The following is a 16098-nucleotide window of genomic DNA, read 5'->3' on the forward strand; positions in this document are numbered from 1 at the left end:
CAGTAGACGTCCGTTTCACAAGTCCTTTCAATGTTCTGACTGCGTTGATCACGAGTCACCCCTGACTATCTGTGTCTGCAGCGTTCGCTCACCTCAAGGAGCATTGAATGAACACCCCATCGAACACATCGACTGCGCCAATCCTCGACCCGACTTTCGGCCCTGATGAAACAGGGATCACCTGGCTCCAATATCCCGACAGTGCCAGCAGATTTAGCCTGGGCATGAGCGTCGCACCGGACAACAAAATCCTGATCGCAGCTCGTTCCGGGATGGAGTTTTCCCTTTCGCGGCTGAATGCTGATGGCAGGCAAGATGACAGTTTTGGCAATCAAGGAACCGTGACGGGTGTATTTGCCGCTGGTCTCCGATCCACAGGTACGAACGTGCGCGTCCTCAGCGACCGGAATATTCTCCTCGAAGGCTGGTTTGAATTTGAGGAATTCGCGCCCCAGGAACGCGGGCTGGCATTGTTAGACGACAAGGGCGTGCCCGTCAAAAGCTTTGGAAATGGAGGGGTCACCGTCATCCAGCCCCTCAGTACCCCACAGTACCGACTTTCGGCAGAAGAGATTAAGCGCAAGGGCCCGGCTGCATCCAGTCAACGTGGCAATACGATTGAGTTGCCCGATGGCAAGCTCATGGTTCTGAGCAATCACCGGTACAGCTACTATGACGAAGTGGGCGTGTTGATGAGGCTGAATAAAAATGGATCGCTGGATACAACCTTCGCCGACGGCAAAGGCTACATCCTCATTCAATACCTCGCTAATGCGACCTGGGCAAGCTCCTTGATCGTCCTCAAGGATGGAACCTTTGCCGTTGCTGGAACTGCATATATCGAAGATAAAACGTTTGCCATGATGGCCCGATTTGACACGCAAGGTAGCCCAATCAAGGATTTTGGAATCAACGGCTATATAACGTTTGATTTCGAAGGTGAATTCAACGTACTAACCGAACTGATAGAAATGCCTGACAAGAGCATCATCGGTGTCGGCAGTAGCCACTTGGCCTTAGTTTTCAAGAGCGTTTTGGTGTGCGTCGATGCCCAAGGCAAAGCGGTGCCGACATTCAATCGAGGCAAGCCTGTTTTCACGACTTATCCGCAAGCTGAAGGAGGAATCCAATGGTCTGGTGCTGTGTTGCGCACAGGTGGTCGGATCCTCACAGTCGGCAACCCCCTGCGGGAGGAAAACTCGAAAATCGTCCTTGCCCAGTTCAAAGCAGACGGCACTCTCGATGCGGCGTTTGGCAATCAAGGGCTACTGATCCTCGATTTGACTGACCACCTCGACATAGCTGAGGCTGTGGCAATTCAGTTGAATCAGATCATTGTGACGGGTAATGCCCTGTCACCCATCACGGTCACGCGCAACTTTGCCTTGCGCTGCTCGCCTCTCTACTGAGGCATAAAAAAGCCCCGGCATCTCACGACACCGGGGCTTTCTCATTCAGTCACTACTTACGCCAATTCAAGCTCGGCATTCGCAGCAGCCGCAGGCACTACCGCTTGCCCACTCAACGCCAGGTCCAGCAGTTCACGGTTGGCCACTGCATACATGGCGTAGTCCGTGCCGCTCGCCGCACGGATTTCCACCAGCATGGCGCGCCAGCGCGAGATCATGCTTTCGTGCTGTTCCATCCACAGCGCCAGACGTGCTTCCACGTCCAGTGTGCCGTCGCCCTGTTGCAGGACGGAGATGGTGATCGCACGTTGCTGCCAGTCGACGTCGTCACGGAACGCTTCACGGGCCAGGGCTTGCCAGTTGTTTTCAACCGGCAGTGCGCTGATCTGTTGCAGGTACCAGGTGATGTCCAGCGCACTGCCCACGGCGAAGTAAGCTTTCGCCACTTCGGCAGGGTTCTGGCCAGTCACGTCGGAGGCTTCGATGATCGGCAGCAAGGTGTACAGGTGCGAGGTGCCCGCAACCATACGCGCCAGCAATTCCGGTACGCCGGCTTCGACGTACGCCTGATAACGCGCCTGCCAGTTTTCACGGATTTCGCCGCTCAACAGTTCGTCGAGTTTCAGGCCCAGCTCTTTGAGGTGCGGACCGAAGTGCGCGACGTCACGGGCAGCGTTCTGCTCGTTGCGACGGGCACGCAGGAACCAGCGCGTAGCGCGACGGCCCAGACGCATCAGCTCGTCCATCAGTTCCAGCTGCACGTCAGCGCTGACTTGGTAGTCCAGCGCTTCGATCTGACGGAACCAGTGCGGGAGGTGGAAGATGTCGCGCACGATCACATAAGCGCCAGCGACGTTCGCCGGGCTCATGCCGGTCGACTCTTTGAGTCGTTGAACGAAGGTGATGCCCATGTGGTTGACCAGGTCGTTGGCGATCTGGGTGCTGACGATCTCGCGCTTCAGACGGTGACGACGCATGGCTTCGGAGAACTTGCTGACCAGGGACGGCGGGAACGCCGTTTCCATGTCGCGGGTCAGGTAATCGTCGTCCGGCACCAAGGAGCCCAGCAGCTGCTCTTTGAGGTCGATCTTGCTGTACGAAATCAGCACCGACAGCTCAGGACGGGTCAGACCGTGGCCCTCAGCAATACGCTCGGCCAGTTGCTCTTCGGTCGGCAGGAACTCGATGGCGCGATCCAGCTTGCCACGGCCTTCCAGATCGCCCATCAGACGCTTGTACTCAGCGATGCGCGCATACGCACGACGCGCCGCCAGGGACAGGGCCTGAGTCTGCTTGTAGTTGTTGCCCAGCACCAGATTGCCGACTTCGTCGGTCATGCTCGCCAGCAACTGGTTGCGTTGCTTGTCGGTCATGTCACCGGCCTGAACCACTTCGTTCAGCAGAATCTTGATGTTCACTTCGTGGTCGGAGCAGTCCACGCCACCGGCGTTGTCGATGAAGTCGGTGTTGGAGCCGCCGCCATTCAGACCGAACTCCACACGACCCAGTTGGGTCATGCCGAGGTTACCGCCCTCGCCCACCACTTTGCAGCGCAGCTCGTTGCCGTTCACGCGCAGTGCATCGTTGGCCTTGTCGCCGACATCGGCGTGGCTTTCAGTGCTGGCCTTGACGTAAGTACCGATACCGCCGTTCCACAGCAGATCCACCGGCGCCTTGAGCAAGGCGTTCAGCAGTTCGGTCGGGGTCAGTTTGTCGGCCTTGATGTCGAAGCGTTCCTGCATCTGCGGGGAGATCGCGATGCTCTTCGCGCTGCGCGAGAAGATACCGCCACCTTCGGACATGATGCTGGTGTCGTAGTCGGTCCAGGCCGAACGCGGCAGGTCGAACATGCGCTGACGCTCGACGAAGCTGGTGGCCGGGTTCGGGTTCGGGTCGATGAAGATGTGCAGGTGGTTGAAGGCAGCGACCAGTTGCAGCTTGTCGGACATCAACAGGCCGTTACCGAACACGTCACCGGCCATGTCGCCGACGCCGACAACAGTGATGCTGTCTTCCTGAACATTGATGCCGCGCTCGCGGAAGTGACGTTGTACGCCCACCCACGCGCCTTTGGCGGTAATGCCCATTTTCTTGTGGTCGTAACCGGCCGAACCACCGGACGCAAACGCGTCACCCAGCCAGAAGCCATAGTCGATGGCGATGCCGTTGGCGATGTCGGAGAAGGTCGCAGTGCCCTTGTCCGCTGCCACTACCAGGTACGGGTCGTCATCGTCGTGGCGAACCACGTTCAATGGCGGCACCAGTGCGCCGTCTTTCAGGTTGTCGGTGATGTCCAACAGACCGGAAATGAAGATGCGGTAGCAGGCAATGCCCTCGGCCGCGATCTCGTCACGGCTGCCGCCCAGTGGCAGGCGACGCGGCAGGAAGCCGCCCTTCGCACCCACTGGCACGATGACCGAGTTCTTCACTTGCTGGGCTTTTACCAGGCCGAGGACTTCGGTACGGAAGTCTTCTTCACGGTCGGACCAGCGCAGACCACCACGAGCGACGTTACCGAAGCGCAGGTGCACGCCTTCAACGCGTGGCGAGTAGACGAAGATTTCGAACTTCGGCACGGGCTTCGGCAGTTCAGGGATCGCGTGCGGGTTGAACTTGAAGCTGAAGTACGACTTGTTCTGGCCGTTGGCGTCAGTCTGATAGAAGTTGGTGCGCAGCGTGGCTTTGATCAGGTCGAGGTAACGACGCAGGATGCGGTCTTCGTTGAGCACCTGGACGTCGTCCAGTGCGGTCAGAATCGCTTGTTCCAGACGCTGTTGCTTGTCTTCCAGATCGTCATCGCTGAGCTTGCGCGCCAGATAGAAGCGGGTCTTGAACAACCGGGTCAGTTCGCGAGCGATGTCGGTGTGGTTGTTCAGGGTGCTGGCGATGTAACCCAGGTCGAAGCCCAGACGAATCTGCTTCAGGTAACGCGCGTAAGCACGCAGCAGCGCGACGTCGCGCCATGGCAGGCCGGCGGTCAGTACCAGACGGTTGAACGCATCGTTCTCGGCTTCGCCACGGACGATGTGGACAAAGGCGTCCTGCAGGGTGTCGTTGAGTTGCTGGATGTCGAGGTCCAGGCCTTCAGCGGCAGTGAACGCGAAGTCGTGAATCCAGAACTCGCGGCCATTGGTATGACGCAGACGGTACGGGAATTCACCCAGTACGCGCAGGCCGAGATTTTCCAGAATCGGCAGCACGTCGGACAACGCCAGCGGCGTGTCGGCGTGGTACAGCTTGCAATGCAGCTCGCGCTGGCCGGAGACCTGACCGAGCGGCTGATAGAAGCTCATCACCAGCGGATTTTTTTCGTTGAGGCTCAGCAGGTGCTGCATGTCGACCACGGCCGAATGCGCAGCAAAACGCTCGCGGTAACCGGCCGGGAAGCCTTTCGGGAAGTCGGCCAGCACGTTGGTGCCGTGGGCTTCGCCGAAGCTTTCGACGGTCAGTGCGGCGTAGTCGTCCTGCCAGCTGCGGCAGGCTTGCACGACTTCTTTTTCCAGCAGCACCGGGTCGATGTCGAGACGGTTTTTCGGATCGACACGCAGGATCAACTGCACGCGCGCCAGTACCGACTCGGAGAAGAACGTCCAGAATTCGCAATCGGAAGCCTTCAGGCGCTCCATCAGCACTTGCTGGATCTTCTGGCGAACTTCGGTGGAATAGATGTCGCGCGGCACGTAGGCCAGGCAGTAGCAGAAACGACCGTACGGGTCTTTGCGCAGGAACACGCGGATCTTGTTGCGTTCCTGAATCTGCACGATCGACATCACGGTGGTGAACAGTTCGTCGACCGGGGTCTGGAACAGGTCATCACGCGGCAATACTTCGAGCACCTGCGCCAGTTCCTTGCCCAGGTGAGCCTTGGACTGGAAGCCGGAGCGCGTTTCGATTTCTTCGACCTTGCGGCGGATGAATGGGATGACCCGCACGCTCTCGCCATACACCGAGGAGGTGTACAGGCCCATGAAGCGGTGTTCCTTGATGACTTTGCCGTCAGCGTCGATTTCACGGATCGACACGTAGTCCGGGTACGCCGGACGGTGGACACGGCTTGGGTGCGCAGCCTTGGCGAACGACAGCAGGGTCGGTTCGCGCAGGTAGTTCACCGCGTAGTCTTCGATGCGCAGGTCATCGTAGGTCAGGCCGGTGCGCAGCAGTTTGGTAAGGCCGAGGAAGGAGTTCTGGTCGTACTCGATGTGGCCGCCATCGGCCTGATCGGTGACCACGAACTCTTCATAGCCGAGGAAGGTGAAGTGGTTGCCCACCAGCCATTCCAGGAAACTTTTGACTTCGTTCTTCTCGTCGGCATCGACGGCGAAGGCGCTGTTATCGAGTTTGGTGAGGATTTCCTGCACCTTGGCTTTCATTGGCTCGAAATCGGCGACCGCGACGCGGACTTCACCGAGAACCTGTTCCAGCTCTTTGCTCAGCACATTCAGTTCGGCCGCGTTGGCGCAGCGGTCGATTTCCAGGTACATCAGCGATTCATGCAGAACGCCTTCGCCGGTGCTGCCCTTCGGCAGGATTTCCAGCAATTCGCCCTTGCTGCCACGACGCACGCTGAGCACGGTGGTTTGCAGGGTGTGGATGCTGTAGCCGCGACGGTTCAGCTCGGTGCGGACCGAGTCGACCAGAAATGGCAGGTCATGGTGCAGGACTTCGACCGCGGTGTGGGTCGACTGCCAGCCATGACGCTCGTAATCAGGGTTGTAAACGCGCACTTGCGGTTGCGCGTGATCGAAGCGCTCAAGCAGGCGCCACGCGGAAAGAGTACAGCCAGCGAGGTCGGAGAGGCGACGTTGAGTCAGCTCGTCCAGAGAAATGATGCCGAAGAATTGTTCAGCGAACAGCGCCACTTGTGGCAGTGCCTGTTCACTGATGTGCTGCGCCAGTGCCGCTTGCAGTTGGTGCTGGAAGTCGGCTTTGCTGGCTGCGGTGAAGAACGCCATCTGTGGTACTCCGCTTAAGCTTGTTATTGATGGAAAGCGTCGCGTGCAACACCCCTTTCGGGGCTTGTGTCGCCCTGTTCCTGATTCTCGGGCAGAGGAAACAGGGGGACAGGTGGGTGAAGCTGGACGGGACACTCAGGTCACATTCACCTTCCATTGAATGGGCATCTGCAAAAGCGACTGCCAGCGGTGCCGACAATGCCTTTACGGGTGCTCATCCGTTGCGCAGCTTAAAGGGTGCGACAATGTGTCTGCTTGCGGTGCTGCGACATATTCGGTCATTGGCACGTAAACCGAGGGTTTGGCACCGGTAAACACTAGCACTCGTGGCGCAAAACGCCGGGTTGCCCCCCCGTATTTACGGGACATCCGTCCCAAGTGCAGACCTTTTACCTTTACATATCCAGAAACGAAAACGCCCAAGGCCGTTTTATCGACCTTGAGCGTGGCATCGGGTTCAGTATCGAAGTTTGACCCGGATCAGTCCGGCAACTCTTCATAAGCGCGAAATTTGCTCACTGTGGCGCAGTCGTAACACATCATTTGCAGGTTCATTTTGTCCATGCTGGCGTCGATGTTGCTGGAGTCGCACTCTCGGCAGAACAGTTGCGGATGGTCGAATTGCGGCGCGGCGACCGGCGAACCCGTGAGAAACCGAGGCACAAACTCGTCTCGCCAGAACAGCCCAGGCGACTTGGAAAAACCGGCACCACTGTCCTTGAGCACGACGTCGTAAAGCAGACGGGTCATGGCGGGCTGCGGCACGCGCGAATCGCGGTAGCTGTCCTTGCGCCAGTTCTCCGCCAGGGCGAGTTGCGCAGTGCTCTGCATGTTGCGCGGGATCGTGTTGGAGGCGTGGGTGCGACCCTTGGAGTTGCCGGTTGCATAGAAGTGCGCGGCACTTTTCACTGCCACTCTGGCGAAGTAGTAGATCTGGCTGACCGAGAAATTCTGCAGCAAAGTGCCGATCACCGAGTCGGCGCGGGCTTCGGCGGTGAACGCCATACCGACCTGATTGGCCAACAGGTGCACGTATTGAGTCGATTCCTCCCGCGCGAGCCTGAAGATCAATGCGTACAACTCACGCTTCCACCCTGGCAGCACAGGCCCGGACAACTCTTCGTATAGCGCCAGATAGAGCGTATCGCGCGTGCAGCGCACGCCTTCGTCCAGAGCGACGTTGGCTCGCCAGTAAATGGTCGAATAAGTGCTGATGCTGAAATCGTCGGCCCGATTGAACGCCCGAATGTCCGATGCCGTATCGACCTGCAAGGCGCCCGCCTCGTGCAGGCCTTTCACCAGCTCTTCACTGAAAGTGTCAGTGGACGTGAGCTTTTCTCCTCTGAGTTCAGCATCAAGCGCGGCAATGCGTTCGCCTGCGCCTTGGCCGCCGTCATCCAGTAACGCCAGCAGAGCAAGTTTTTGCTGGAATCCAAGACTGGTAAAGGGCACCGGTGGGCTTGGCGTGCCGTAGCGCATGGCTAAATCACTGCGGTCACGTTCGGCCTGATCGGCGATTTGCTGTTTGCGCAGCCGGACACAGGCATCACAACCACACACGTTGCGTCGCGAGCCAAAACCGGCGGTGAAGTATTGATGCTCGCAATTCACACATTTGTAAGCGCTGCGCAGGGAAACCGGGGTGCCGCGGGCAGGCCGGCGCATCCACATCGGCAAATCGCAATACGGGCATCTCAGATCGGCGCTGACGATCGGTGGCAGCACTTTCAGCACACTGCGTACTGTGTCCGCGAGCTTGTATTCGGCGATCAAGTCAGCGGTTTTCTCGCCGTTGAGATAGCGCTGGTAAAGCGCTTCAACCTGTTCCTCGGACAGATGCCGGATTTCTTGCGCCCATTCGAAATACTGCTTCATCAAAAGAGATCCTTTTTTTCATGTTGTCCATCGCACTCCTTGCGCTTGAGCAGCAAAATCTGACGGTAAAAAGCCGCCAAAACAAGCGAAAACAGGTCTAACTCACGCCATCTATCGGCTTTTCAAAAAGCCTACGAGGCCGTCGGACATTTCGTACTTGTTTAGATGAAACGTCCTTAAGAGCACGCCCTGGCTTAACGATGTTCAGCAGAATTTTCCTCAGGCTGGCAAAATCGCCTTTTTGCGTCCCGCCTGCCGCGCCCGCCCAACCAGGAATTGACCATGCAAATGACCACCGCCCTACTGATCGTCAACCCGTGCGATGACGAAGAAGACAACATGGCCATGCTCTGCTGCCACAGCGACAAGGGCGATATGTTCCTGATGAGCCGCTACCCGGATGAGGATGAGCTGGAAATCACCCTGGATGGCGAGCCTTCGACCCTCGACGGGGTGAAAGTGACTTTGACCTCGACGCTGTTGAAGATCGAGATCGCGGCGGCGGATGCTGATGCGCTGAACGGGGATGATGTGCTGGAGATCAGTTTTAACCCGGATATGGTGGATATGGATGAGGTGGTCGAGACCTTGACGAATATCCTCGACGGGACTGGCACGTTCATTAACGAAGTTTGATAGCGCCTGAACCGGCCTCTTCGCGAGCAAGCTCGCTCCCACATTGACGGATGTACGCCGCTCAAATGTGGGAGCGAGCTTGCTCGCGAAGGTGTCCGAAAGAACACCGCGCTTTCCCGGCACTACAAAAATCCAACAAATCCCCCAGTCATTTCCCGCACTTTGCGCAAAATGCCGTTAGTCGCCACCCCCGCGATGGATTAAAGTAACGCCCCCAGCCCCGGCGTTATCCGAACGCCTGTGGCCACCCCTTTCCAGGAACAGTCACCGATGGAACATCGTGAAGCGCTGCTCGCGCTGCGAACCTTTCTTTCAACGCAGATTCTCGGCCAGGAAAAACTCATCGAGCGTTTGCTCATCGCCCTGCTCGCCGACGGCCACATGCTGGTCGAGGGCGCGCCGGGTCTGGCCAAGACCAAAGCGATCAAAGAACTCGCCGAGGGCATCGAAGCCCAGTTCCATCGCATCCAGTTCACCCCTGACCTGTTGCCAGCCGACATCACCGGCACCGAGATCTATCGCCCGGAAACCGGCAGCTTCGTGTTCCAGCAAGGGCCGATCTTCCACAACCTGGTGCTGGCGGACGAAATCAATCGCGCCCCGGCCAAGGTGCAATCGGCGCTGCTCGAAGCCATGGCCGAGCGTCAGGTCAGTGTCGGCCGCAGCACTTATGAGCTGTCGCCGCTGTTTCTGGTGATGGCCACGCAGAACCCGATCGAGCAGGAAGGCACGTATCCGCTGCCGGAAGCGCAACTCGACCGTTTCCTGATGCACGTGAAAATCGGTTTCCCGGACGCTGCCGTCGAACGCCGCATCCTCCAGCAGGCCCGTGGCGAAGCGTTGAACGGTGAGACCAAGCCCGAACGTCGTGTGAGCCAGCAGGCGATCTTCGCCGCGCGCAAGGAAATCCTCGGCTTGTACATGGCCGACGCCGTGGAGGAATACCTCGTGCAACTGGTCATGGCCACGCGCAACCCGGCCAAGTTCGACCCGGAAATGGCCGAGTGGATCGCCTATGGCGCCAGTCCGCGTGGCTCGATTGCCCTCGACCGCTGTGCCCGCGCTCACGCCTGGCTGGCCGGTCGCGACTTCGTCAGCCCGGAAGACATTCAAGCGGTGCTGTTCGATGTGTTGCGCCACCGCATTATTTTGTCGTTTGAAGCCGAAGCCGCCGGCATCGATCAGGATCGGGTGGTGCAGCGGATTCTCGACGTCGTAGCCGTCGCTTGACCCCCATGAACGCCCCCCTGCCGTCCGCACCGGGCACCCGCGTCAGCCTCGCCGAGCTGATCGAGATGCGCCACCGTGTGCGCGAGGTGCAGCTGTTTTCCACGCCGAGCCAGCGCAGCCCGCTGATCGGCCTGCATCACTCGAAATTCCGTGGTCGTGGCGTCGACTTCGATCAGGTGCGGGTTTATCAGGCCGGCGACGACGTGCGCACCATCGACTGGCGCGTGACCGCGCGTACCCAAGAGCCGCACACCAAGCTGTTCCACGAAGAACGCGAACGGCCGATTTTCATCATGGTCGAGCAAAGCACGCGACTGTTTTTCGGCTCGGGGCTGATGTTCAAATCGGTGCTGGCGGCGCAAGTCGCGGCACTGATCGGCTGGGCCGCGCTTGGTCACAATGACCGGGTTGGCGGGCTGGTGTTCGGCGACAACGAGCACTATGAAATCAAACCGCGGCGCAGCAAACAGAGTCTGCTGCAATTGCTCAACCGTCTGGTCAAGGTCAATCAGTCGCTGCACAGCGAGCGTGAGCCGGATCGCGATGCGTTTGGCGTGGCCTTGCGCCGTGCCCGCGAAGTGCTGCGCCCCGGCAGTCTGGCCATTGTGATCTGCGATGAGCGCGCGTTGTCCGACAGCGCCGAGCAACAGCTCAGCCTCTTATCGCGGCATTGCGACCTGTTGATGTTGCCGATTTCCGATCCACTGGACCACGCCCTCCCCGCTGCCGGCCTGCTCAGATTCGCCGAACGCGGCGCGCAACTCGAACTCGACACGCTGAATTTCGACCTGCGCCAGACCTATCGCGCCCAGGCTGAAGCACGCATCGCCCGCTGGGAATTGCTCGCGCAAAAGCTGCGGGTGTTGCTGATGCCGCTGAGCACGCAAAGTGAAATGGTCGAGCAGATGCGCGAATTCCTCAATCCGCAGCGTCCGGGGAAAGGTCGATGAACGGCCTCGAACAACTGCAACCGCTGATCTCGCCGCCACCGATCGCCTTTTGGCCGCCAGCGCCGGGCTGGTGGTTGCTGCTGTTGTTATTGCCGCTGCTCGGTTTCGCCGCGTGGAAGCTGCGCCGCTTCATTCCCATGAAGAAACGCCCGATCGTGCGTGCCGAACAACCACTCGATCCGGTGCGCATTGCCGCTCTCGCTGAACTGGCACAAATGCCCAAACCTTACGACGGAGCCCCGGCCGGCGCCTGGCTGCAGCAACTCAATGGCCTGCTCAAACGCCTGTGCCGCAACCACTATCCCTACAGCCAGAGCCACACCCTCAACGGACGAAAATGGCTGGCCTTTCTCGACAACCGCTGCCCGGCCGCCGGCTTGACGCGCTGGATGGTGTTGGTCGAGGGCGCGTACAAACCAGAATGCAAACTCGACGACAAAGCCATCGCCGGCCTGACCCAGGCGGTCGACACGTGGATTCGCAAACATGTTTGAGTTCGCCTGGCCGTGGATCTTCGTGCTGTTGCCGCTGCCGTGGCTGATGCGCCTCGTGCTGCCAGTGGCGGACAGCGGCGAGCCAGCCTTGAAAGTCAGTTTTCTGTCTGACCTCGAAGGCCTCGCCCGCCGTCGCGCCCGCGCCAATTTACCCGCGTGGCGGCAACAAGCGCCGTTCATGCTGTTGTGGCTGTTGCTGCTGACCGCCGCCGCTCGCCCGCAATGGCTCGGCGAACCACTGCCGATTGCCGCCAGCGGCCGAGATTTGCTGGTCGCGGTGGATGTGTCTGGCTCCATGGATTTCCCCGATATGCAGTGGCAGGACGAAGAAGTCAGTCGCCTGTCGCTGGTGCAGCATCTGCTCGGTGATTTCCTCGAAAGTCGCGATGGCGATCGCGTCGGCCTGATCCTGTTCGGCAGTCAGGCCTATCTGCAAGCGCCGCTGACTTTTGACCGCCACACCGTGCGCGTCTGGCTCGACGAAGCGCGGATAGGCATTGCCGGCAAAAACACCGCCATCGGTGACGCCATCGGTCTGGCGCTGAAACGCCTGCGCATGCGTCCGGCGCAAAGTCGCGTGCTGATTCTGGTCACTGACGGCGCCAACAATGGCGGCGAAATCGATCCGCTGACGGCAGCAAAACTTGCTGCGAGCGAAGGCGTAAAAATCTATCCGATCGGGATTGGCGCCAATCCCGAAGACAGTGGTTCAACCGGCCTGCTCGGCGTCAATCCGAGTCTGGACCTAGACGAACCGGCGCTCAAAGCCATCGCCGAAGTCACCGGTGGCCAGTATTTCCGTGCCCACGATGGCAAGGAACTGCAAGCAATCAAGGACACCCTCGATCAACTCGAACCGGTGACTCAACAACCGACTCAGGCGCGCCCGGCACAAGCCTTGTATCACTGGCCTTTGGCGCTGGCGCTGTGGTTGAGCCTGTTGCTGGTCGCGCGTGAATTGTGGCCGGACAACCCGCTGCAACGCCTGTTCACCAAGGAACTGTATCTGCAAAGTCCGCTGCCTGACTGGCGCGAGCGCCTCAAGCGCCTGCGTCTGCGGAGGCGCCGATGATTGCGCTCTGGCCGCACTGGTTCCGTCCTTGGTGGCTGCTGTTGTTGCCGCTGCTCGGTTGGTTGCTCTGGCAGCTCTGGCACCGGCAAAAACGTGCCGGACGCTGGCAGATGATTCTGCCGCCGGCGTTTCATGCCACCCTGCTCAGCGGCGGCAGTGGGCGCGACAGCAAGTTGCCGTGGGTTGCCCTCGGCGTGGCGTGGTTGCTGACGATTCTGGCGCTGCTCGGACCGAGTTGGGAGCGCGTCGAGCAGACCAGCCAGAAGCCTGCCGACCCACTGGTGGTGGTGCTGGAACTGACCCCGGAAATGCTCGCCACCGACTCGCCGCCGACGCGACTGGAGCAGGCGCGGCGCAAGCTGTTCGACCTGTTGCAGGCGCGCAGCGATGCGCAGACCGCCATCGTCGTCTACGCCGGCAGCGCGCACACGCTGGTGCCGCTGTCGGATGACTTGGCGACCAGTCGCAATTTGCTCGATGCACTCAAACCATCGCTGATGCCCGAGAGCGGCCATCGGGCCGATCTGGCCGTGGCGAAAGCGTTGGCATTGTTGAAACAGGGCGCCCTCGGTCAGGGGCGGATCCTGCTGGTCGGCTCGTCGCTCGATGAAGAAGAACGCCAAGGCATTCGTCGCGCCCTCAGCGGGCAATCGACGCAGTTGCTGATGCTCGGCGTCGGCACTGCCGAAGGTGCGCCGATTGCCCAGGAGGACGGCAGCTTCCTCAAGGACGAGCAAGGCGCGATCCGCGTGCCGCAACTCGACAGTCCGGGGTTAAGTGCTTTCCTCAGCAGCGTTGGCGGCGACTACCACCCTGCCCGTCTCGACGAAGCCGATCTTGGTGCGCTCGGCCTGCTCAGCGGCCCACGCAGTTTGCGCAACGACGGCCAGACCGTGCGCCTCGATACCTGGGCCGATCAGGGTTATTGGCTGCTGTTGCCGCTGTTGCTGCTCGCCGCGTGTGCCGGGCGACGCGGTTGGTTATTCTGCCTGCCGTTACTGTTTTGCTTGCCACAGCCCAGCTACGCTTTTGACTTTGAGGATTTGTGGCTGCGCCCCGATCAACAGGGCCTGCACCTGCTCAAACAAAAGCGCCCGGCCGAAGCCGCGCAGCATTTTGACGATCACCAATGGCAAGGGGTGGCGTTGTACGAAGCCGGCGACTACAGTGGCGCCGCTCAGCGTTTCGCCGAAGGCAGCGATGCCCGCGCGCACTACAATCGTGGCAACGCGTTGGCGCAAAGCGGTGAGCTGGAAGCGGCGATCGACGCCTACGAACAGGCACTGGAGTTGCAACCGGATTTGCGTCCGGCGCAGACCAACAAGGCGCTGGTGGAAAACCTGCTCAAGCGCAAAAACACACCGCCGCCCACCGAGCCGGAAAGCAAACCGGCCGAACAGAGTCTGCCCGGCGACGAACCACCGCCCGCGACCGCACCGCCACCGGCGGTCAAAAGTGAAACCCAGAGCGAGGCGCAACCGAGCGAATCGGCCAGCGAACCGCCACCGACCACGCCGCCGCAGCCAGGCCCCAACGAAGTGCCGGGCAGCGACGAGGAAGAACAGACGGACACCGTGCCGACGTTGCGCCCGAGCGAGGACAACCTCGAAGGCGAGCAACGTCAGGCATTGGAGCAATGGCTGGGCAAGATCCCGGACGACCCGGGCGAACTGCTGCGACGCAAATTCTGGTACGAACAGCAACAACATCAGGATCAGGAAAACACTCGATGACCCGCTTCACCGCTCTCTTGCTGCCCCTGCTGCTCTGCACGGCCACCGCCCAGGCGGCCGAGCTGACCGCCAGTGTGGATCGCAGTCGCCTGAACTCCGGCGAGACGGTCGAGCTCACCCTCGAAACCAGCGACGTCACCCAGTTCGGCAAACCCGACCTGACCCCGCTGGACGCGTTGTTCGAAGTGCGTGGCACGCGTCAGGTCAACCAGCTCAACACCCTCAATGGTGACAATCGCGCCACCACGCGCTGGATCATCACCCTGTTGCCGAAAGAGAACGGCAGCGTGGTCATCCCGCCGCTGCAACTGGGCGATGTGCAGAGCCAGCCGATCACCGTGCAAGTGGTCGAAAGCGACACCCGCGAGAACAAGAACAGCCTTGACCCGGTGTTCATCGAAGCCAGCCTCGATCAGTCCAGCGTCTATGTGCAGGCGCAGGCAATCCTGACCCTGCGTATCTACCATTCGGTGTCGCTGTACGACGACAGCAGTCTGACGCCGCTGCAAATCGCCGATGCGCGCATCGAGCAACTGGGCGACACGCGCACCTACGAAAAAGACCTCAACGGTGTGCGTCATGGCGTGATCGAAATGCGCTATGCGATCTACCCGCAACACAGCGGCTTGCTGACCATCGCGCCGCAGACCTTCAGCGCCACACTGGTCGACACGCAGCCGTCTCAGGACGCGAATGCGCAGGGGCCGAAACCGGGCAAACTGATGCGCGTCAGTTCCGCCGAAATCCCCCTGACCGTCAAACCCAAACCCCTGACCTACCCCATCGACGCGCCATGGCTGCCCGCGCGCAGTCTGAGCCTGAGTGAAAGCTGGAACCCGGAACCGGAACATATCCAGGTCGGTGACTCGATGACGCGTAGCCTGACCCTGAAAGTCGAAGGCCTCGCCAGTTCGCAACTGCCAGTACTGCCCGCCACCGACGTTAACGGCCTGCGCCGCTACCCCGACCAACCGGTGCTGAGCAACCAGAGCACTGACCGGGGCATTGTTGGCAGCCGCGAAGAACGCGAAGCGCTGGTGCCGAGCCGCAGCGGCACCATCGACTTGCCGACGGTGGACGTGGTCTGGTGGAACACCTTCGAAGATCATCTGGAACACAGCAGCCTGCCCGCGCGCACTCTGCAAGTGGCGAACAACCCGAGCCTGCAAGTCGACACCCCGGCCGGCAACCTGCAACCGAGCGTCGTCGATAACGACGTGTTGTGGTGGTGGAAACTCAGCACCCTCATCCTCGCCTGCACCACCCTGCTCGGCTTCGGCCTGTGGTGGCGCGCACGCTGGCAACCGGCGGTGCATCGCGCCGCCCAAACCGGCCCGAGCCCGCGCACCTTGATGGACGACATCAAACGGGCGAGCCAGGCGAATGACCCGCAAGCAACGCGGCAGGCACTGGATGCGTGGGCGCGGCAGCAACCGGAGACATTGGCGGACATGGCGGCGCGGTTTGTGCCGTTGTCGGATGCGCTGGATGGGTTGAATGGTGCGCTGTACAGCGAGACGGGGCAGCATTGGCAGGGTGAGGATTTGTGGCGGGCGATTCGCACGATTCCGGCGGCGGAACGGGTGCAGGATCCGGTGGGTGACAGTGGGTTGCCGCCGCTTTATCCGAAGTAAATGAGCAAAAGATCGTAGCCTTCGGCAGGTCCTGCAGAGTGGGCACGTATCCCCTGTAGGAGCTGCCGAAGGCTGCGATCTTTTGATTTTGATTGAGGTAGGGCGGTAGGCGG

10 protein-coding genes are annotated in these 16098 nt (G+C 60.3%); 8 read left to right on the forward strand and 2 right to left on the reverse strand.

What is annotated here, in order from left to right:
* Positions 1–107: 107 nt before the first annotated feature.
* Positions 108–1409 (forward strand): hypothetical protein, encoded by a 1302-nt coding sequence (locus tag A8O26_RS21925; RefSeq protein WP_064119832.1) that lies wholly within the window; start codon positions 108–110, stop codon positions 1407–1409.
* 56 nt (positions 1410–1465) lie between these two features.
* On the opposite strand, the gene A8O26_RS21930 is transcribed toward A8O26_RS21925, so the two are convergent.
* Both A8O26_RS21930 and A8O26_RS21935 read right to left on the reverse strand, forming a co-directional pair.
* On the reverse strand, positions 1466–6361 hold the full coding sequence (locus tag A8O26_RS21930) for an NAD-glutamate dehydrogenase (RefSeq protein ID WP_064119833.1): 4896 nt from the start codon (positions 6359–6361) through the stop codon (positions 1466–1468).
* Positions 6362–6841: 480 nt separating this feature from the next.
* The gene (locus A8O26_RS21935) at positions 6842–8236 is read right to left on the reverse strand and encodes a hypothetical protein (RefSeq protein ID WP_064119834.1); all 1395 of its coding nucleotides are present in this window, start codon (positions 8234–8236) and stop codon (positions 6842–6844) included.
* Positions 8237–8518: 282 nt separating this feature from the next.
* Between A8O26_RS21935 and A8O26_RS21940 the strand changes: the two genes are divergently transcribed.
* The 7 genes from A8O26_RS21940 to A8O26_RS21970 all read left to right on the forward strand — a co-directional run bounded on the left by A8O26_RS21940 (position 8519) and on the right by A8O26_RS21970 (position 15985).
* Positions 8519–8872, forward strand: a complete 354-nt coding sequence (locus A8O26_RS21940; protein ID WP_064119835.1) for a hypothetical protein — start codon at positions 8519–8521, stop codon at positions 8870–8872.
* 270 nt (positions 8873–9142) lie between these two features.
* The gene (locus A8O26_RS21945) at positions 9143–10102 is read left to right on the forward strand and encodes an AAA family ATPase (RefSeq protein ID WP_007913915.1); all 960 of its coding nucleotides are present in this window, start codon (positions 9143–9145) and stop codon (positions 10100–10102) included.
* Between the two features lie 5 nt (positions 10103–10107).
* Positions 10108–11052, forward strand: a complete 945-nt coding sequence (locus A8O26_RS21950) for a DUF58 domain-containing protein (protein ID WP_064119836.1) — start codon at positions 10108–10110, stop codon at positions 11050–11052.
* Complete coding sequence (locus A8O26_RS21955; RefSeq protein WP_064119837.1) at positions 11049–11546, forward strand: DUF4381 domain-containing protein; 498 nt, start codon at positions 11049–11051, stop codon at positions 11544–11546. The genes A8O26_RS21950 and A8O26_RS21955 overlap by 4 nt, the downstream gene beginning before the upstream one ends.
* Positions 11539–12618: a vWA domain-containing protein gene (locus tag A8O26_RS21960; protein ID WP_064119838.1), complete on the forward strand. Its 1080-nt coding sequence runs from the start codon at positions 11539–11541 to the stop codon at positions 12616–12618. The genes A8O26_RS21955 and A8O26_RS21960 overlap by 8 nt, the downstream gene beginning before the upstream one ends.
* Positions 12615–14351 carry a vWA domain-containing protein gene (locus A8O26_RS21965; RefSeq protein WP_064119839.1) on the forward strand — a complete coding sequence of 579 codons (1737 nt, stop codon included), beginning with the start codon at positions 12615–12617 and terminating at the stop codon, positions 14349–14351. Before A8O26_RS21960 ends, A8O26_RS21965 begins: the two co-directional genes overlap by 4 nt.
* Entirely contained in the window at positions 14348–15985 is a 1638-nt protein-coding gene (locus A8O26_RS21970; protein ID WP_064119840.1) for a BatD family protein, read from the forward strand. Before A8O26_RS21965 ends, A8O26_RS21970 begins: the two co-directional genes overlap by 4 nt.
* The last annotated feature ends 113 nt before the right edge of the window (positions 15986–16098 follow it).

The organism is Pseudomonas fluorescens (genome assembly GCF_001648775.1).
Taxonomy (GTDB): domain Bacteria; phylum Pseudomonadota; class Gammaproteobacteria; order Pseudomonadales; family Pseudomonadaceae; genus Aquipseudomonas; species Aquipseudomonas fluorescens_M.

Excerpts from the sequence above, each read along its gene's own strand:
- A8O26_RS21925 (WP_064119832.1), top strand. The coding sequence starts at position 108 with ATGAACACCCCATCGAACACATCGACTGCGCCAATCCTCGACCCGACT.
- A8O26_RS21930 (WP_064119833.1), bottom strand. The coding sequence starts at position 6,361 with ATGGCGTTCTTCACCGCAGCCAGCAAAGCCGACTTCCAGCACCAACTG.
- A8O26_RS21935 (WP_064119834.1), bottom strand. The coding sequence starts at position 8,236 with ATGAAGCAGTATTTCGAATGGGCGCAAGAAATCCGGCATCTGTCCGAG.
- A8O26_RS21940 (WP_064119835.1), top strand. The coding sequence starts at position 8,519 with ATGCAAATGACCACCGCCCTACTGATCGTCAACCCGTGCGATGACGAA.
- A8O26_RS21945 (WP_007913915.1), top strand. The coding sequence starts at position 9,143 with ATGGAACATCGTGAAGCGCTGCTCGCGCTGCGAACCTTTCTTTCAACG.
- A8O26_RS21950 (WP_064119836.1), top strand. The coding sequence starts at position 10,108 with ATGAACGCCCCCCTGCCGTCCGCACCGGGCACCCGCGTCAGCCTCGCC.
- A8O26_RS21955 (WP_064119837.1), top strand. The coding sequence starts at position 11,049 with ATGAACGGCCTCGAACAACTGCAACCGCTGATCTCGCCGCCACCGATC.
- A8O26_RS21960 (WP_064119838.1), top strand. The coding sequence starts at position 11,539 with ATGTTTGAGTTCGCCTGGCCGTGGATCTTCGTGCTGTTGCCGCTGCCG.
- A8O26_RS21965 (WP_064119839.1), top strand. The coding sequence starts at position 12,615 with ATGATTGCGCTCTGGCCGCACTGGTTCCGTCCTTGGTGGCTGCTGTTG.
- A8O26_RS21970 (WP_064119840.1), top strand. The coding sequence starts at position 14,348 with ATGACCCGCTTCACCGCTCTCTTGCTGCCCCTGCTGCTCTGCACGGCC.